The organism is Mycobacterium sp. 4D054 (genome assembly GCF_052245755.1).
Taxonomy (GTDB): domain Bacteria; phylum Actinomycetota; class Actinomycetes; order Mycobacteriales; family Mycobacteriaceae; genus Mycobacterium.
In genome coordinates this window covers 112,334-130,342 of sequence record NZ_JBQQCF010000011.1, presented here as the reverse complement: position 1 = coordinate 130,342, position 18,009 = coordinate 112,334, and the positions used below count along the sequence as shown (strand labels likewise).

18 protein-coding genes are annotated in these 18,009 nt (G+C 69.3%); 12 read left to right on the top strand and 6 right to left on the bottom strand.

The genetic code is table 11. The features are described from left to right. Positions 1-55: 55 nt before the first annotated feature. From ACTWP6_RS11030 to ACTWP6_RS11005, 6 genes are all read left to right on the top strand, one after another. The gene (locus ACTWP6_RS11030; RefSeq protein WP_260757652.1) at positions 56-946 is read left to right on the top strand and encodes a sulfurtransferase; all 891 of its coding nucleotides are present in this window, start codon (positions 56-58) and stop codon (positions 944-946) included. A 26-nt stretch (positions 947-972) separates the two neighbouring features. Beyond that, on the top strand, positions 973-1,383 hold the full coding sequence (locus ACTWP6_RS11025) for a SufE family protein (protein ID WP_260757651.1): 411 nt from the start codon (positions 973-975) through the stop codon (positions 1,381-1,383). 85 nt (positions 1,384-1,468) lie between these two features. Further along, positions 1,469-1,795: a hypothetical protein gene (locus tag ACTWP6_RS11020; RefSeq protein ID WP_443187659.1), complete on the top strand. Its 327-nt coding sequence runs from the start codon at positions 1,469-1,471 to the stop codon at positions 1,793-1,795. A 146-nt stretch (positions 1,796-1,941) separates the two neighbouring features. Further along, on the top strand, positions 1,942-3,063 hold the full coding sequence (locus tag ACTWP6_RS11015; protein WP_443187658.1) for a GGDEF domain-containing protein: 1,122 nt from the start codon (positions 1,942-1,944) through the stop codon (positions 3,061-3,063). 158 nt (positions 3,064-3,221) lie between these two features. Beyond that, entirely contained in the window at positions 3,222-5,024 is a 1,803-nt protein-coding gene (locus ACTWP6_RS11010; RefSeq protein WP_443187657.1) for an acetyl/propionyl/methylcrotonyl-CoA carboxylase subunit alpha, read from the top strand. A gap of 252 nt (positions 5,025-5,276) precedes the next feature. Beyond that, positions 5,277-5,594 carry a hypothetical protein gene (locus ACTWP6_RS11005; RefSeq protein ID WP_443187656.1) on the top strand — a complete coding sequence of 106 codons (318 nt, stop codon included), beginning with the start codon at positions 5,277-5,279 and terminating at the stop codon, positions 5,592-5,594. A gap of 44 nt (positions 5,595-5,638) precedes the next feature. Here ACTWP6_RS11005 and ACTWP6_RS11000 read toward each other — a convergent pair whose 3' ends face one another. Continuing rightward, positions 5,639-6,178 (bottom strand): nucleotidyltransferase family protein, encoded by a 540-nt coding sequence (locus ACTWP6_RS11000; protein ID WP_443187655.1) that lies wholly within the window; start codon positions 6,176-6,178, stop codon positions 5,639-5,641. A gap of 278 nt (positions 6,179-6,456) precedes the next feature. On the opposite strand from ACTWP6_RS11000, the gene ACTWP6_RS10995 reads away from it, so the two are divergent. Then, on the top strand, positions 6,457-6,891 hold the full coding sequence (locus tag ACTWP6_RS10995; protein WP_443187654.1) for an STAS domain-containing protein: 435 nt from the start codon (positions 6,457-6,459) through the stop codon (positions 6,889-6,891). On the opposite strand, the gene ACTWP6_RS10990 is transcribed toward ACTWP6_RS10995, so the two are convergent. Beyond that, a complete protein-coding gene (locus ACTWP6_RS10990) occupies positions 6,862-7,584 on the bottom strand; it encodes an RNA polymerase sigma factor SigF (protein ID WP_443187653.1) in 723 nt (240 codons plus the stop codon). The two genes, ACTWP6_RS10995 and ACTWP6_RS10990, sit on opposite strands and share 30 nt — an antisense overlap. Before the next feature lie 62 nt (positions 7,585-7,646). After that, on the bottom strand, positions 7,647-8,081 hold the full coding sequence (locus tag ACTWP6_RS10985) for an ATP-binding protein (RefSeq protein ID WP_260757643.1): 435 nt from the start codon (positions 8,079-8,081) through the stop codon (positions 7,647-7,649). A gap of 109 nt (positions 8,082-8,190) precedes the next feature. On the opposite strand from ACTWP6_RS10985, the gene ACTWP6_RS10980 reads away from it, so the two are divergent. The 3 genes from ACTWP6_RS10980 (at position 8,191) to ACTWP6_RS10970 (ending at position 10,168) form a co-directional block, all read left to right on the top strand. Beyond that, positions 8,191-8,319 carry a hypothetical protein gene (locus ACTWP6_RS10980; protein ID WP_443187652.1) on the top strand — a complete coding sequence of 43 codons (129 nt, stop codon included), beginning with the start codon at positions 8,191-8,193 and terminating at the stop codon, positions 8,317-8,319. A gap of 319 nt (positions 8,320-8,638) precedes the next feature. After that, on the top strand, positions 8,639-8,875 hold the full coding sequence (gene mbp1, locus ACTWP6_RS10975) for a microaggregate-binding protein 1 (protein ID WP_260757641.1): 237 nt from the start codon (positions 8,639-8,641) through the stop codon (positions 8,873-8,875). A 393-nt stretch (positions 8,876-9,268) separates the two neighbouring features. Beyond that, positions 9,269-10,168 carry a DUF1028 domain-containing protein gene (locus tag ACTWP6_RS10970; protein WP_260757640.1) on the top strand — a complete coding sequence of 300 codons (900 nt, stop codon included), beginning with the start codon at positions 9,269-9,271 and terminating at the stop codon, positions 10,166-10,168. Positions 10,169-10,319: 151 nt separating this feature from the next. Here ACTWP6_RS10970 and usfY read toward each other — a convergent pair whose 3' ends face one another. Continuing rightward, on the bottom strand, positions 10,320-10,628 hold the full coding sequence (gene usfY / locus ACTWP6_RS10965; RefSeq protein WP_260757639.1) for a protein UsfY: 309 nt from the start codon (positions 10,626-10,628) through the stop codon (positions 10,320-10,322). Between the two features lie 32 nt (positions 10,629-10,660). After that, positions 10,661-11,035, bottom strand: coding sequence for a hypothetical protein (locus ACTWP6_RS10960; protein ID WP_260757638.1), 375 nt, complete (start codon positions 11,033-11,035; stop codon positions 10,661-10,663). Positions 11,036-11,135: 100 nt separating this feature from the next. Here ACTWP6_RS10960 and ACTWP6_RS10955 point away from each other — a divergent pair, with 100 nt between their 5' ends. After that, entirely contained in the window at positions 11,136-11,690 is a 555-nt protein-coding gene (locus ACTWP6_RS10955; RefSeq protein WP_260757637.1) for a restriction endonuclease, read from the top strand. On the opposite strand, the gene lat is transcribed toward ACTWP6_RS10955, so the two are convergent. After that, positions 11,677-13,032 (bottom strand): L-lysine 6-transaminase, encoded by a 1,356-nt coding sequence (gene lat, locus ACTWP6_RS10950; RefSeq protein ID WP_396885414.1) that lies wholly within the window; start codon positions 13,030-13,032, stop codon positions 11,677-11,679. The genes ACTWP6_RS10955 and lat overlap by 14 nt on opposite strands. 295 nt (positions 13,033-13,327) lie before the next feature. Between lat and ACTWP6_RS10945 the strand changes: the two genes are divergently transcribed. Further along, on the top strand, positions 13,328-17,998 hold the full coding sequence (locus tag ACTWP6_RS10945) for an HAD-IC family P-type ATPase (protein ID WP_443187651.1): 4,671 nt from the start codon (positions 13,328-13,330) through the stop codon (positions 17,996-17,998). The last annotated feature ends 11 nt before the right edge of the window (positions 17,999-18,009 follow it).

Here is an 18,009-nt window from a genome sequence, read left to right as displayed (position 1 = left end):
ACTGGACACGCCGTCGCCCAAAACCACGCCCCACCTCCCCGGTAGGCTCGAAGACGTGCCGCTACCCGCTGATCCCAGTCCTGCTCTGCAGTCCTACGCCCACCCGGAACGGCTCGTCACCGCCGACTGGCTGTCGGGCAACCTCGGCCGGCCCGGGTTGGCCATCGTCGAGTCCGACGAGGACGTGCTGCTCTACGACACCGGCCACATCCCCGGTGCGGTGAAGATCGACTGGCACACCGACCTCAACGACCCGCACGTGCGCGACTACATCACCGGCGAGCAGTTCGCCGAGCTGATGGACCGCAAAGGCATCTCCCGCGACGACACCGTCGTCATCTACGGCGACAAGAGCAACTGGTGGGCCGCCTACGCGCTGTGGGTGTTCACGCTGTTCGGCCACCCCGACGTCCGCCTGCTCGACGGCGGCCGCAACCTGTGGATCTCCGACGGCCGCGACACCACCCTCGACGTGCCGACCAAACAGACCACCGGCTACCCCGTCGTCGAGCGCAATGACGCCCCGATCCGCGCCTTCAAGGAGGACGTGCTGACCGTCCTGGGCGAGCAGCCGCTGATCGACGTGCGCTCCCCGCAGGAGTACACCGGCGAACGCACCCACATGCCCGACTACCCCGAAGAGGGCGCGCTGCGCGGCGGCCACATCCCGACCGCGGTGTCGATCCCGTGGGCCAAGGCCGCACTCGACAACGGCAAGTTCCGCAGCCGTGCCGAACTCGAAGAGCTCTACGCCGACTTCCTCGATCCCGAGAACAAGACGGTGGTGTACTGCCGCATCGGCGAACGCTCCAGCCACACCTGGTTCGTGCTGACCCATCTGCTCGGGCTGCCCGGCGTGCGCAACTACGACGGCTCCTGGACCGAGTGGGGCAACGCGGTGCGGGTGCCCGTGGCCGTGGGTGACGAGCCCGGCCAGGCGCCGTAAGCGACCTAGCGAGAAACGATGAACCGATGAGTATGCCCCCCGCACTGGCCGAGGTGGTCTCCGACTTCAAAGAGGTTGAGGGACAAGACAAGTTGGCCCTGCTGCTGGAGTTCGCCGGTGAATTGCCGCCGCTTCCCGACGAACTCGAAGAGGCCGCGATGGAACCGGTGCCCGAATGCCAGTCACCGCTGTTCCTGCACGTCGACGCCGCCGACCGCGACAACGTGCGACTGTTCTTCAGCGCGCCCGCCGAGGCCCCCACCACCCGCGGGTTCGCCGCGATCCTGGCCGCCGGCCTGGACGGGCAGTCCGCCGACGACATCCTGGCCGTGCCCGACGACTTCTACAGCGACCTCGGCCTGGCCAAGCTGATCAGCCCGCTGCGGCTGCGCGGCATGTCGGCGATGCTGGCCCGCATCAAGAATCGCTTGAAGTAACACTGCCCTCCCGCCCGCGCGATAGCTCAGTGACCGGGCGCGACAACAGCATTCCCCCCGGGAATGCGCAGGGAGGGTTCAAGGAATGGCGAAGACCACCAGGGGGCGCGACCGCGCGCGCAAGATTGCGGCGTGGACGGCGGTGTTCGCCGCACCGGCCGCGCTTGTCGCGCTCTCCAACGCCACCGCGTCGGCCAAGGAGATCGGCGTCGACCGCACCGTCACCAGCCGTCAAGCCGGATCCGTCTCCGGCGACGCCACATTCGGTGAAGTCCGCGGCCCCGACGGCGGCATGCTCGCCCAGGGTGAGATCAAAGAGTCACTGAAGGCCGTCCCCGACCGGATGGGCGGTACCCGCGCCCGGCCGTTCAACCCGAACTGGAAGCCGGGCCCCGGCATGGGCAACTGGTGAGCTGACCCACCAGTCGTTCGACACGCAAGCAGATTTGATCTTCTGTTCATCAACCGTTTCGGCGCCCGCTAGGCTCTAGCAAACCGCTCACACCGTCTGGACAGCAGACCGGGGTGAGCGGTTGTGGGATCCGAGCGGGGGGTTTCGTGGGGGCGATCAGACGCTGGTGGCAGCAGCCGGATCAATACGACTGGCTGTCGAGCTACATGCACGCCCGCGGCTTCACCCGCCCGGCCCAGACCCTGATGGCGATCGTCGCCGGCTCCGGCGCGCTCGTTCCGCTCAACGCGATCTGGGGTCCTCCGTCGTCCAACCGCGCCTTCCTGATCGCCCTCGGTGCGGTCGCGGGGGTGGTCGGGCTCGGCTACGCGGCGTTGTGGCTTACCCGCTGGCCCACCCGCAGCCAGTCCATCGGTTTCGCGCTGTTCATCTGTGTGTGCATCGGGCTCGGCAGCTGGACCGCCACCCAGCCCGAGATCGGACTGATGGCGTGCGCGGCGCTCGCGGTGTCCGGCGGCTATCTGGCCTTTTTCCACTCGGCCCAGCTGGTAGCCGTGAACCTGTTCGTCGCGCTGGGCGTGGCGTCGATGCACGTGATGCATCTGGTCGCCGACGGCGAAGCGGTGCTGGGCCTGTCAATGTTTTTCCTCGTCCTCGAACTCAACGCCGGTGTCCCGCTGGCGATCCAGATCATGGTGCACGCGCTGGGCCTCGACCTGATCCAGTCCGACCGTGATCCGCTGACCGGGCTGCTCAACCGTCGCTCGTTCGAACGCACCGTCGTCGCCGCGGTACTTGACGGCAAGCGCAGCGGCAGCCACCTGGCCTTCGCGATGATCGACCTCGACCGGTTCAAAGTGCTCAACGACACCCTCGGGCACAGCGCCGGCGACGACGCGCTCGTCGCCGTCGGCCGGGAACTGTGTGCGCACCTGCCGGATACGGCGATCGTCGGCCGCGTCGGCGGCGAGGAGTTCCTGGTCGCCGACATCATCTCCGGCCCCGTGGCCGAGGCCCTCGGCGAACAGGCCCGCGAAGCCGTCGCCGCCACGCCCTACGAGCTGACCGGCAGCGTCGGCACCGCCACCGTCGCGGTCGGCACCCTCGACACCGGCACCATCGTCGACTCGCTGCACTGGCTCACCGTCCAGGCCGACGTGGCGATGTACAGCGCCAAGCGCGCCGGCGGAAACCGCGTCCGCCACCACGGTGTGTCCCTCCGGTGCGATCAGGACAGCCCTAGGGAAGGGGCGCAGCGAGGGCCCTGACCCGATGCGCCCACCGGTCGGCCGTCCTTACTCGGCGGTAACCGACACCGCTTGGCGGGGGCACGGCGACGGCGCTTAAACTGCCCGATAGATTCTTAAAGACGTTTCTTAGAGATGGCCGTTTTCGGCCAACAGAACCACGCCATCAGGAGGCGCCAGTGGCCAGTCACGCCAGCTCGAAGATCTCCAAGGTGCTTGTCGCCAACCGCGGAGAGATTGCCGTCCGAGTCATCCGTGCAGCAAGAGACGCCGGACTGGCCAGCGTGGCCGTGTACGCCGAGCCCGACGCCGACGCCCCGCACGTGCGGCTGGCCGACGAGGCGTTCGCTCTGGGCGGGCAGACCTCGGCCGAGTCCTACCTGGTGTTCGAGAAGCTGCTCGACGCCGCCGCCAAGTCCGGCGCCAACGCCATCCACCCCGGCTACGGATTCCTGTCCGAGAACGCCGATTTCGCCCAGGCCGTGCTCGATGCCGGGCTGATCTGGATCGGGCCCAGCCCGCAGTCGATCCGCGACCTCGGCGACAAGGTCACCGCCCGCCACATCGCCGCCCGCGCCAACGCCCCGCTGGTGCCCGGCACCTCCGAACCGGTCAAGGACGCCGACGAGGTCGTCGCCTTCGCCAAGGAGTACGGCGTGCCGGTGGCCATCAAGGCCGCCTTCGGCGGCGGCGGACGCGGCATGAAGGTCGCCCGCACCATCGAAGAGATCCCCGAGCTCTACGACTCGGCCGTCCGTGAGGCCGTCGCGGCGTTCGGCCGCGGCGAGTGCTTCGTCGAGCGCTACCTGGACAAGCCCCGCCACGTCGAGGCCCAGGTCATCGCCGACACCCACGGCAACGTCGTGGTCGCCGGCACCCGCGACTGCTCGCTGCAGCGCCGCTTCCAGAAGCTCGTCGAAGAAGCCCCCGCGCCGTTCCTGACCGACGCCCAGCGCAAAGAGATCCACGAGTCGGCCAAGCGGATCTGCAAAGAGGCCGGCTACTACGGCGCGGGCACCGTCGAGTACCTGGTCGGCCAGGACGGGCTGATCTCCTTCCTCGAGGTCAACACCCGCCTGCAGGTCGAGCACCCGGTCACCGAGGAGACCTCCGGCATCGACCTGGTGCTGCAGCAGTTCAAGATCGCCAACGGCGAGGCCCTCGACATCACCGAGGACCCCACCCCGCGTGGGCACTCCATCGAGTTCCGCATCAACGGCGAGGACGCCGGCCGCGGCTTCCTGCCCGCCCCCGGCCCGGTCACCAAGTTCGTCGCCCCCACCGGTCCCGGTGTGCGTATGGACTCCGGTGTGGAGAGCGGCTCGGTCATCGGCGGCCAGTTCGACTCGATGCTGGCCAAGCTGATCGTCAGCGGCGCCACCCGCGAGGAGGCGCTGGCCCGCTCGCGGCGCGCCCTTGACGAGTTCACCGTCGAAGGCCTGGCGACGGTCATCCCGTTCCACCGCGCCGTGGTGTCCGACCCCGCGTTCATCGGCGACGGCACCAAGTTCGACGTCCACACCCGCTGGATCGAAACCGAGTGGAACAACACCGTCGAACCCTTCACCGGCGGCGACCCCATCGACGAGGAAGACACCATCCCGCGGCAGACCGTCGTCGTCGAGGTCGGTGGCCGCCGCCTCGAGGTGTCGCTGCCCGGCGATCTCGCGATCGGCAACGGCGGCGCCCCGGCGCACGGCGCGATCCGTAAGAAGCCCAAGCCGCGCAAGCGTGGCGGTGGCGGCAGCGCCGCGGCCTCGGGTGACGCCGTGACCGCCCCGATGCAGGGCACCGTGGTCAAGGTCGCCGTCGAGGAAGGTCAGACCGTGGCGGCCGGTGACCTGGTGGTGGTGCTGGAGGCCATGAAGATGGAGAACCCCGTCACCGCCCACAAGGACGGCGTGGTCACCGGGCTGTCCGTCGAGCCCGGCGCGGCCATCACCCAGGGCACCGTGATCGCGGAGCTCAAGAGCGCCGAATAGGTCTCGCTTACTCGAAGAACGGGGCGCCATCGTCTGATGGCGCCCCGTTTTCAGGTTTTTGTGTCTTCACCGAAATTTGCTTGTTTTCACCAAAGAAACGCTGCGGTGACCCCGGTGGCGTTATGGTTTGCCCCAGAGTGGGTTCGTCGGGTTGCTGCACACAGGCAGTCAGGAGAGCCGAGGGGTGGGAACGGCCCCGCTGCCACGGCAGCGGGGCCGAGCCTCGTTTCGGGACCATGGCAAGCTGTCGGGGTGGAGCCCGTCGAGATCAATGCCGGCGCCTGGTACCTGCGGGCGCTACGCGCCGATGACCGCGTCGACGACCGTCCCGCCCTCGCCGAGCTCGGCGAGCGCCGCGCTGACTACGTGGAAACCCTTGCCTCACAATGGTCTTCGGAGACCCTCTACTCCTGGGCGGTGTGTGAGCCGACGACCGGCGAACTGCTGGCCGAGGTGACCCTGGACCCGTCCACCCGCGAGATCTCGACGCGGGCCCGGCCCGGCCAGGACGACGCCGCCCGCACCGGCGCGCAGGCCGTGGCGCGGTTCGCCGCGGCGATGCTGGGCTGAGACATACGCTGCCGGCGCTGGTCAACGCTGGGCCCAACCGTGTGTTAGCGCGTGTCGATGTCGCGCCCGCTGCCCAGATCGGCACAGTCGACGGCGACGGCGTCGTCGCGGCTGTTCAGGAACGGTCCGGCGCCGACGTCACCGGACAGCGTGTCCAGCAGGGCGGGCCAGTGCCTGCGCGCGATCGCCACCGGATGACCCGGTCGTCGGTCGTAGCGTGCCCGCGCCAACCCCGACTCCTGCGCCGCCGCCAGCACCCTTCGCACCGCCTCCGCACCGACACCCGGGGTGTCGACGGTGGTCAGCACAACGAAATCCGTCGTGCCCGCGGCCCGCACTCCGGCCCGCACCGAGGCACTCAATCCGACGCCCCAATCCTCGGCGACGACCGCGCGCGCGGGCGCGGGGACCTCGACGACCGCGGCGCCCAGCACCACCACCACGTCGTCGCAGCCGCCGCCGGCCAGCGCGGCGACGCTCGCCCGCAGCCAGGCGCCACCGTCGGCCAATACCTTCGGCATCCCGAAGCGTGTGCCCGCGCCCGCGGCGAGCACCACACCGGTAACCGAAATATTCTGTGCCACAGCTATTTACGACCTACCCGTGATCGTCATCGACTGTTCATGCCCTGCCCGTGATCGTCTGTACGCAGTGACGACGTTCTGCTGAGGATTTGCTTAAAGCTGGCATATTCGGGGTCCAAGATCACCGGATGAGCGTATGGTTCAAAGCAGGTTGATTTCCCAGCCTTTGAAAAGGTCATCGTCACCACACGGGGCTCCCAGGCTCCGTGGAGGCTTTGAGAACTAGGGCCCCACCTTGGCGTGAACCACCGCACCCGTGCTCCTGATCGGAGGCCATCGTGCATCACGTCCCAGAACACTCCCCTAATGAGGGCCGCGATAGCTTCGTCTGCCATACGGCGCTCTTCGAAATCAGTTGGCCCGAACCGTCCACCGCCGTCGTCGCGGGACACGGTGAACTCGACGCCGCCAACGGCAACGAATTCGTCAACTACGCGCTGCGTCACTCCGACAAGACACACTGGCTGGTCGTCGACCTGTCCGAACTGACGTTCTTCTCCACCGCCGGATTCTCGGCGCTGCACACCCTCAACGTGCAGTGCGTCAGCGGCGACATCCGGTGGGTGCTGGTGCCCGGCAACGCGGTCAACCGGGTGCTGCGCATCTGCGACCCGGATTCGGCGCTGCCCATCTGCGAGGACGTTCCCGCCGCGCTTACCGTGGTGCGAGAAGACCCACCGCAGTCACTCAAGCTGGTCGCGGAGCCGCGCTAGCGACTTCGCGAGCAGCCGCGAGACGTGCATCTGTGAGATGCCGACCCGCTCGGCGATCTGCGTCTGCGTCATCGACTCGAAGAACCGCAGCACCAGCACCGTGCGCTCGCGCTCCGGCAGCTGTGCCAGCAGTGGTCGCAGCGCCTCGCGGTTCTCGATCTGGTCCAGCGTCAGGTCCACGTCGCCGAGCGTGTCGGCGATCGCGGGGGCGTCCTCGTTGCCGCTGCCGCCGCTGTCGATCGACAGCGTGTTGTAGGAGCTGCCCGCGACCAGACCCTCGATGACCTCGTCACGGTCCATCTCCAGCTCGGCGGCCAGCTCGGTGGCCGTCGGGGCGCGGCCCAGCCGCTGTGACAGCTCAGCCGTCGCGGCGCCCAGCCGCAGATGCAGCTCCTTGAGCCGGCGCGGCACCTTCACCGACCAGCTGTTGTCGCGGAAATGGCGGCGGACCTCGCCCATGATGGTCGGTACTGCGAACGACACGAAGTCTGAGCCGGCGTTGACGTCGAACCGGATCACGGCGTTGACCAGCCCGACACGGGCCACCTGGACAAGATCGTCACGCGGCTCACCGCGGCCGTCGAACCGGCGCGCGATGTGGTCGGCCAGCGGGAGGCAGCGCTCGACGATGCGGTCACGCTGCCGTAGGAACGTCTTCGAGCCCTCTTCGAGCTCGGCGAGCGCGCGGAACATCTCGGCAACGTCCGCGTATTCAGAGCTCGACCGTGACGACGAACCCTGGGACGACGACCGGGTCACTGCAACGAACTCGCTCGCCTCGTCGTCATGGAGATGCCGAATACCTCGCTGTCACCGGAGGGCTGGCCGTCGGAGAACGTCGTGACCTCGTCGGTCAGCGAGCTCAGCACATGCCAGCTGAAGCTGCCCGGCGCGAGGATGTCCGTGTTGTCGCAGGTCGTCGACGCGTGCACAACCAGTGCGTCGGGCTGGGGATCGACCACGACCAACAGCGTCGAGTTGGGCAGGGCCGACCGGATCAGCCGGGTACAGGCCTCGTCGACAGCGAGCCGAAGGTCGGCGACCGCGTCGAAATCGAGGTCCTCGAAGGTGCCGATGGCGGCCACCAACGTGCGCAGCACCGCCAGGTTTTCCAGGGTGGCGTTCACGCGCAGCTCTACCGACTGCGCGCCGCGACCCTGTCCATTGATGTGGCTCGCAACATCGGCCATCTGACCTCCCAGAAACTTGCCAGCGAGATTACCCCAGGCTGCGTCGCCGTTATTCATGGGCGCACCGCGGGGCCGTTACCAGCCTCCCCGTCCCGGGTAACCCGAAAACATGAATCAGCACACCAACCCGCTGCGCCCGATCCTGGTGGCAGCCGGCATCGCCCTGGCGGTTCTGATCCTGACGTGCGTGGCGATCTATGCCGGCGCCTTCCTGATACTGGCGCCGATGATGCAGTAAGGCCTGCGGTGGGGAGCTTCTCATGGTGCCGCTTCCATACCCCACTGTCCGTGCAGGCCAAACCCCTTTGTCGTGCGGGGTTCTTACGGTTGTGGCGCGACGCCGTCACCGGCAAACCCGTTGCCGCTGAGAGCGGTTCGCTGGAATGCGCTGAGAACGCTCTGCTGACATGCCGGCGAGAGCGGTTGCTGAGATGCCGCTGAGAGGGTCCCGTGAGACGCCGGTCACTCGTTTAGCGCCAGAGGGCTTCGGGAAGCCAGGGGGTGGCTCAATGACGGGGCGCTCCCGCCCCAACTCATCCATCCAGCGGAAGGCAGCCATGACTGAGAAGAACAGTGGTCCCGAAGAAGGCATCAAGGGCGTCGTCGAGGACGTGAAGGGCAAGGCCAAGGAAACCATCGGCACCGTCACCGGCCGCGACGACATGGTTCGCGAAGGCAAGGCCCAGCAGGACAAGGCAGACGCGCAGCAGGAAGTCGCCAAGAAGGAGGCCGAGGCCGAGTCGGCCCGCGCCGGCGCCAAAGCCGCCGAGAAGCGCCAGGAAGCCAACCAGTAGACGTCCAGACGTTGCCCCGACGGGCCCGACCGGGAGACCGGTTGGGCCCGTTGCGTCGTTCGGCCCTTTTTCGTGATGCTGTCCGTCCGGTCCTGTGGTGGCCAATCGTCGGCCCGGGGAGTGGCACGCCGCACCCCTCTTGCCCCTCTGGCGGGCGCTTCGATCACGCGGACCCACGCCAGATCATAGCCCGTTCGGGTTAGGAAATCGTGCAGTTGCGTTCCCGCGCAACGACATTCCGCGCTCTTGCCGAGCTGGAGAACCGCCATCCGCCCTCAGGTTGAGCACCAAGAGGAAGGCCGAAGATCGCGCCCCCTAGGCGCACGCCGGCGGGCTTGAGCACCGCCGGCCCGGGAGCGGTTTAATCCACCTTGGACCGGGTAGTGCACACGGGTGACGTACTCAATCATCGGCCGCGACGCCGACACCGGCGAAATGGGCGTCGCCACCCAATCACAGGCGTTCGCCGTCGGCAACAGCGTGCCGTTCGCCATGCCCGGTCACGGTGTGATCGCCACCCAGTCGATGGCCGAGCCCATGTACGGCGACGTCGGCCTCGACCTGCTGCGCAGTGGGTTCACCGCCGAGGAGTCGTTGACCGCCCTGCGCAGCGTCGATCCGCATCCGGAGCGGCGGCAGGTCGCCATCCTGGCGGTGACAGGAGAAATGGCCGTCTACACCGGCGATGGCTGCGTCGCTGAGGCTGGCCACCTTGTGGGCGAGGAATGCGCCGCTCTGGCGAACATGGTCGTCTCGCCCGACGTGTGGGAGGCCATGCGGAAGTCTTTCGAGTCGCACCCGGAACCACTCACCCAGCGGCTGCTGCGCGCCTTGCACGCCGCGGAGGACGCCGGGGGCGACTTCCGGGGGCGTCGGTCGGCCGCGGTCATGGTGGTTCGCGCCCACACCACGGGGCGACCCTGGCACGACCGGGTGGTGGACCTGCGCGTCGACGACTCCACCGACCCGGTCACCGAGCTCGACCGCCTGACCACCAAGTGGGAGCGCTATCAGCGGGTAGTCGCCGCCTTCCAGCTAGCGCTGAACGGGGATCCGGACACGGCCGACCGACAACTGGAGGAACTGCGCCCACAGGACCCCGAACTCGAGCCCGACCAGGCGCTTTGGCGGGCGGTCGTCGCGGCCCTAGCCGGACGGGAGGATGCCGCGCGGGAGATAGTCGAGCACCTCGGTGCCACCGCACCGCAGTTCGTGGAGGCGGCCCGTCGCTTCGCACCCGCGGGGCTGCTCCCCCGGGATGTGGTGGAACGAATACTGCCGCAGGCGCCCTGACTGCGGCCCGGCCGACCGGCACGGGCCCCGACAGTCCCCGTCCGCCACGGCACCTCGGCGGTGCTGTCTGGTCAGAAGACGGCGCCTCGGACAGCTGGTGCAAAAGCCGTCCGACCCGCGCGGGACTTGCCCGACGCATAGCGGCAGATGCTCAGCTGGTGGGGCGCTGCCTCGTGGTGCCGGGATGCTCGGCGTACCAGAGCTCCTCGAGGCGGCGGACGCGGTGATGTTCGAACATCAGCCAGCCGGCTCCGACCAGGAAGCCGGTGCCGGCGATCCCGGCGAGCACCAGACCAGAATCGTGATGCGACGTGGCGAAGGCCGCCAACGACGCGACGAAACTGACGAGGGCGAGACCGATCACCACAAGGCCCGGCATGATCTTGTTGTCCTTCATCGACTCACCCGCGTGCGTCCGCGTGGTGCGTGCATGGTCGACTGGATCGTTGGGACCCTTCATCGGAGACTCCTTAGAACTGCCCCCTCAGTGTGCTACCGACCGGGCAGAGAAGGAAGACTCACGACGGCACTGAGCACCATCAAAGCCAGCAGCGACCACCCGGCGCCCTGCCACGCCCACCGAGCATGCCCGTGCCGGACGCGGAAGCTGCGGACCAGCGACCACAGTCCGCCGACGAGCAGGATGGCCGGCGCGCCCAGCGCGAGCATCGTGCGCTGCGGGGCGCCGCAGCCGGCCGCCTCCGCGAGCGACCCGGTGCATGTCCCGATCCACACCATCGCCACGAAGAGGAACGTCGCGCCCGCGGCGGCGAAACCGAACCCGGCCCGGACGGCGTCGCGCACACCCGGTTCGGCATAGCTCGCGCCAGGCCGCAACTCCCGGGTGTGGTGGGACAGGTCCGTCATCGTGTCTTCTCCCGGTCGCGCAGTCGGTGATTTGCGGGGAGTTCCCGGGCGTCGACGTGGATAAACGCGAGCTGTCGGTGCTGCTGCCTACGATTCGGCCGTGACGAGGCTCAGGTGGAAGCTCTGTGCGGCCCTCGGTGTCGCCGCCGGGGCCACCGCCCACCTGGCCGGCGCAGACCTCGGCCTCAGCGCCGCGGTGGCATTGCTGGCTCCGGGGGTTGCCGTCGCCGCACCGCATTTCCTGCGCGCCGTGATCGTCGGGGCGGCCACCCCCACTGCGCGCGAACATCCCGTCGACGCGGACATGTCGGGCACCGAGTTCGAGGACTACATCGCACGGATCGCGCGCAGCTGCGGCGTGCCCGTGATCATGACGCCGCTGACCGGCGACTGGGGCGTCGACCTCATCGTCGGGCATCGGCCGAACCGGCTGGCCGTGCAGTGCAAACGCCAGTCACGACCCGTGGGCGCCGGAGCCGTGCAGGAGGTGGTCGCCGGGGCGCCCATGCAGGACTGCACGCAGACCATGGTCGTCACGAACCACCAATTCACGCCTGCGGCACGCAAACTCGCCGAACTTCACGGCTGCGAGCTGGTGGGCGGGGCGGACCTGCCGCGGCTGCGGTCGACGATCCGCCGGCTCACATCGACCTGAGCACCGCGCGCACCGCGTCGACCGCCGAGTCGAGCTCGGCCGTCGACACCGTCAACGCCGGCCGGAACCGCACGCTGTCCGCGCCGGAGCCGAGCATGATCACCCCGCACTCCCAGAGTCCGGCGATCAGCGCGTCGCGCTGCGCCGGGCTCGGCACGCTGAACGCGCACATCAACCCGCGGCCACGCACGTCGCGCACCAGCCCGGGAAATTCGAGTGCCAACCCGTCGAGCCGGCCGAGTAGATGGCGTCCGCTGTCGGCGGCACGCTCGAACAAGCCGTCGACCTCGATGACCTCCAGGATCCGGCGGGCGCGCACCATGTCGACCAGGTTGCCGCCCCACGTCGAATTGATCCGGGAGCTGGTGTGGAAGACGTTGGCGGGTACCTCGTCCACCCTGGTCCTGAACTGCTGCCCGTGTGCGCGGCCGCCCGCCATGATGCCGCACACCTGGGTCTTCTTGCCGAACGCGACCACATCGGGTTGAACACCCAATTGCTGGTAGGCCCAAGCGGTTCCGGTGATCCCGCACCCGGTCTGCACCTCGTCGAAAATCAGCAGCGCGTCGAACTCGTCGCACAGCTCCCGCATGGCGGCGAAAAACTGCGGCCGGAAGTGGCGGTCGCCGCCCTCTCCCTGGATCGGTTCGGCGATGAAACAGGCGATGTCGTGCGGGTGAGCCTCGAAGGCCGCGCGGGCCTGCCGCAGGGATTCGGCTTCCACCGAGTCCATGTCGGCACCTGGCCGCAGGTACGGGGCCTCGATGCGCGGCCAGTCGAACTTCGGGAACCGCGCCACCTTGTTCGGGTCGGTGTTGGTCAGCGACATCGTGTAACCGCTGCGCCCGTGGAAGGCGCCCGTCAGATGCAGCACCTTGGTGCCGAGTTCGGCGCTGCGGCCGTGCGCCTCGTTGTGGCGGCTCTTCCAGTCGAACGCGACCTTGAGCGCGTTCTCGACGGCGAGCGCGCCGCCGTCGACGAAGAACAGATGCGGCAGCTGCGGGTCACCCAGCACACGGGCGAACGTGTCGACGAAACGCGCCATCGGCACGCTGTAGACATCGGAGTTGCTGGGCTTGTTCAGTGCGGCGGCGGCGAGTTCGTCGCGGAAATCGTCGTCGCCGGCGAGCCCCGGATGGTTCATGCCCAGCGCCGAGGACGCGAAGAACGTGAACATGTCGAGATAGCCGCGGCCGGTGCGGGCGTCGACCAGGTGAGAACCGTTCGAACCGTCGAGATCGAGGACCAGGTCCAGTCCGTCGGCCAGAATGCTGCGCGCCAGCACCGCGTGCACGTCGGCAGGTGCGATGGCGGCGGCCCCTGACCGGACTGCAGCGCTGATCGACGGAAAAGTAGCGGTCATGGATCCACTTTAACGCATTTTTTACGGCACTGATGCCTTCTAGGGCGAATTTCATCGAAGTTGCAGCGGCCAGTCCGCTCGTGTCGGCAGGCGCTGCGTGTTTTCCGGGCCTAAAATCGGGCATCCGGCGCGACGATGCGTGCGGCGACTCGAAGCGCGGCCCGGATCGGCCGATGGTCGCGAGCGAAACTGGTCTTACGGTGGTGGTCGAGGTGGCTCAGTCCGCGCAGGCACGAAGCGCATCGATGCCGCGCGAGACGACAGGCCGACCGTCATGAATCTGCTCGGATCTTCACTCAAGCTGGCCCAAATCGCCGCCGGGACAGCACTTTTGGCCGGCGATGCCGCTCTCGGCGCCGGACGCGCCATCGCCGGCGTGGTCACCGATGCCGCGACAGGCGCAGCATCGACCGCCCACGCCGCAGCCGAGGCGGTCCAGGACGCGGCGGCCGGCGCGCCGGCGGCGCTGCAGACCGCCGTCGCGATCACGACCGAGGCGCTGGGCGGCCACCCCGTCAAACGCACCAGCCGGCTGAACTCGCACCACTGGATCGAGGTCTGCGGTCTGAGCGGTCCCGACGCCGACGCGATCGCCGCCGAGGTGCTCGCCGCCGTGACCGCCGTCGACGGGGTCAAGCACGCCGAAATCAACCGGTCGGTGGCGCGCGTCATCGTCACCACCGAGCCGGAAGGACCCGCCGAAGACCTGGCCGAGGTGGTGCTCGCCGCCGAACGTCGCGTCCGCACCGCACCCTGCGGTGAGCGGCACCGACCCCTCACCCTGCCCGGCGACGACGCGCTGCTGGCGGCACGGACCATCGGCGCGGTGGCCGCCGCCGTCGGCTTCGGCCTGTCCGTGACCGGCAGGGCGCTGCACGGGCCGAAAGTGTCGGAGCTGCTGTCGGTGGTTCCGACCATGGCCGCCAACGTTCCTCAGCTGCGCCGCCAGCTCGAACACCGGCTCGGGCGCGACAGCACCGACCTGCTGTTGAGCCTGATGGAAGCCGCGACGTCCGCACTGACCGCCTCACCGGCGTCCGCGGCCGCCGACGCCGCGACGCGCGCCTTGCTTGCCGCCGAGGCGTGGGATGCCCGCCTCGCGTGGCGCCGCCACGAGCCCCGACTGGCTGCTTATCCCCCCGACGGCGGCTTCCCCGATCGCGGCACCCTGGAGTGGAACTACGGCCCCGGCGAGCGCTACTCCGAGCGGATCGGCGAGGCCGGCATGGCCGCCGCGACGCTCATCGGGGCGGTCACCGGAAACCCCACGATCGCAGGCACTGCCGCGTTGGTGACCGCCGCCAAGCCGTCGCGAGCGGCGCGTGAAGCGTTCGGCTGCGCGATGACCCGCGGACTGACCGGCCGGCACGACGTCGTCGTCGTCCGCCCGCGAGCGCTGAGGCACCTGGACCGGCTCAACGCGATCGTCATCGACCCCCGCGTGCTCTATACCGACAAGCTCACCGTGACTCGCGTTGTCGGAGTGGCGAATTCGGGGCGAGCCCCGGCCTGGGAGGCGGTCCGGACGGCACTGGACACCGACGGCCTGGCGGCCGGCTGGCACAAGCTGTCCACCATCCCGGGAGCGGGGCGGGCGGGCAAGGCGCTGGTGAGCCCGGTGCGCGACCCCCTCGCCAGCGCCGTGGTCACCGAGGCGCGGCGCACCAAACCGCGGGTGGTGTCGGTCGCCGACGACGGGCTGCGCTCGCTGGCCCAAGGTTTCGATCGGCTCTATCCCGTCGACGGTTCGATCGACGAGGCGCTGGCCTCGGCGCTCGCCGAACTGAAAGCCGACGGCGCCACCGTCGCGCTGATCACCACGCCGGACATGGCGATGAACCAGGACGCCGACCTGACGATCGGGCTGGAACGTCCCGACTGGCGGCCGCCGTGGGGCGCCGACGTGTTCGTGCCGGACCTGCTGTCGGTCTGGCGCATCCTGCACTCGCTACCGACCGCGCGCGCCGTCACCGCCCGCGGTATCCGGTTATCGGTATCGGCCACCACGCTCGGCGCGCTGATGTTGATACCGAGCGTGCCGGGCAGCGGTCCGGAATCGGTGAACGTCGGCGTGGTGGGCGCGCTGTGGTCGGGGTTCACCGCGGGAAGCAAAGTGTTCAACGACCCGCCGCCCGAACCGGAGGTCGCGCACGACTGGCACGCCATGCCGGCCGACGAGGTGCAGCGACTGTTGCCCCGTCCACCCGACGAAATACCCGATGAGACAACAGGTTTGGCCGACCTCCTCGCGTTACGCGTGCTCGCGCGTGCCGGCTCCTGGGCATGGCACCTGACCCGCGATTTCGTCGGCGAGATGCGGACGGACCTCTCCGATCCCATCACGCCGCTGCTGGCCACCGGGGCGGTGGCCAGCGCCCTGCTCGGCTCCCCGCTGGATGCCGCGCTGGTCGGGGGCGTGCTGCTGGCCAACGCCGCGCTGTCGGCCGAACAGCAGCTGCACGCCGAGCGGATCCTGCGGCGGCTCATGGCCGTCGAGGAGCCGCTGGCCCGCCGGCGGACCGGTCCGCTCGATCAGCACGGCCACGAGAAGGTGTCGGCGCGCCGCCTGCGACCCGGCGACATCATCGAGGTCCACGCCGACGAGGTGGTCCCCGCCGATGCGCGGCTGATCGAGGCCACCAACGTCGAGGTCGACGAGTCGACGCTGACCGGCGAGTCGCTGCCGGTGCCCAAACAGACCGATCCCACGCCAGGAGCTGCACTGGCCGAGCGGGCCTGCATGCTCTACGCGGGCAGCACGCTGGTGGCCGGCACCGCGGTCGCGGTCGTTACCGCGGTGGGGTCCCGCACCGAGATGCGCCGCGCGCTGGCGATGGCTCCCGAGAAATCCCGGGAGATCGGCCTGCAGCGCCAACTGAGCCGGGTCACCAAGCGCGCCTTGCCGTTCAGCATGGGCGGCGGCACTCTGGTCGGGTTGCTCAGCGTGGCCCGCGGCACCCCGCTGCGCGAGGCCGTCAGCAGTGCGGTCGCGCTGGCGGTGGCCGCCGTCCCCGAAGGACTTCCGCTGGTGGCCACGCTGGCGCAACTGGCCTCGGCCCGTCGGCTCACCGGCGAGTCGGTGCTGGTGCGCAACGCGCAGTCGATCGAGGCGCTGGCCCGCCTGCAGGTGGTGTGCTTCGACAAGACCGGCACGCTCAGCGAGAACCGGCTGAGGGTCAAGGCCGTGTCCCCGGTCGACGGCTTCACCGAGGACCAGGTGCTCGACTCGGCCCTGAGCACGATCTTCGTCCAGCCCGGTCACCGTGCCCACCACGCCACCGACGACGCGATCCGCCGCGCCGTCCACGGCGAGGAGAACGCCGCGGACACCACCGCGATCAAGCGCGACGCGTTCCTGCCGTTCCAGGCCGGCCGGCCGTTTGCGGCCGCGATCGTCGGCCATCGCCTGACCATCAAGGGTGCACCGGAGGTACTCGCGTCGGCGCTGACCCGGGCCAACGGTCCGGTGGTGGCCGCCATCGACGACATGGCCGCCAAGGGACTGCGGGTGATCGCTGTGGCCGAGCGTCAGCTCACCCCGGAGCAGGCCGCCGCCGCGGCCGCCGACGCCGCCGCGTTCGAGGCGTTGTGCCGTTCGGAGCTGACGCCCATCGGCTTGCTCGGCCTGGCCGACACCCCCCGGGCCAGCGCCCGCCAGGTCCTTGAGGGGCTCACCGACCGGGGTATCGGGGTCCGTCTGATCACCGGCGACCATCCGGTGACCGCGATGGTGATCGCCGGCGAGCTCGGCCTCGACGTCACCGCCGAACAGGTGATGACCGGCACCGAATGGGAGCATCTGTCCGCGGACGAACGCGCCGACGCGGTCTGCTCGCGACTCGTGTACGCCCGCATGTCGCCCGAGCACAAGATCGACGTGGTGCAGACGCTGGAGCGCATCGGCATGGTGACGGCCATGGTCGGCGACGGCGCCAACGACGCCGCAGCCATCCGGGCGGCCAGCGTCGGGGTCGGCGTGGCCGCCCGCGGCAGCGATCCGGCGCGCACCGCCGCGGACGTGGTGCTGCTGGACGGCCGGATCGAGGCCCTGCTGCCGGCCCTCGATGAAGGTAAGCAGCTGTGGCGCCGCGTGCAGTCGGCGGTGTCACTGCTGCTGGGTGGCAACACCGGTGAGATCGCGTTCGCGCTCCTGACCAGCCTGCTGACCGGGCGATCGGCGCTCAACGCCCGACAGATGCTGCTGGTCAACATGCTGACCGACGCACTGCCGGCCGCGGCGCTGGCGGTGAGCCGGCAGACCGACACGACGGGACAGGTCGACCTGGACGAGGCGGCGATGTGGCGGGCCATCGGCGTGCGCGGTGCGGCCACGACGGCCGGCGCAGGCGCGGCCTGGATGATGGCGCGCGTGACGGGCACCCCCCAGCGCGCGTCGACCGTCGCGCTGATCGGGCTCGTATCGACGCAGCTGGCCCAGACTCTGGTCGACTCGCGCAGCCCGCTGGTAGTGGTGACCGCGCTGGGCTCGTTCATGACGCTGGCGGGAATCGTCAGTGTCCCAGTGGTCAGCCAGGCCTTCGGCTGCACGCCGGTGGGCCCGCTCGGCTGGGGTCAGGCGTTGTCGGCCACGGCGGTCGCCACGCTGTTGTCGGCGACCGCCCCGGGACTGCTCAGCCGGGCCACCGGCGCAGTGCGCGACCGCGTCGCCGCCATGGTGGACGACGAGCAGGCCGCACAGAGCGGGGCGGTCGCGAGGAAGACAGCGGCGGAAAAGGCGGCACCCGCCAAGAAGGCCGCGGTCACGAAGACGACCGCCAAAAAGACACCGGCCAGGAAGGCATCGGCGAAGAACACCGCGGTCACGAAGACGACCGGCAAGAAGGCCGCGGTCACGATGACGACCGGTGCACAGAAGACACCTGCGAAGAATCCGCCCGCCAGGAAGTCAGCCGTGAAGAAGGCAGGCGGCAGCCCTGCGTCGTGACGGGGCCGACC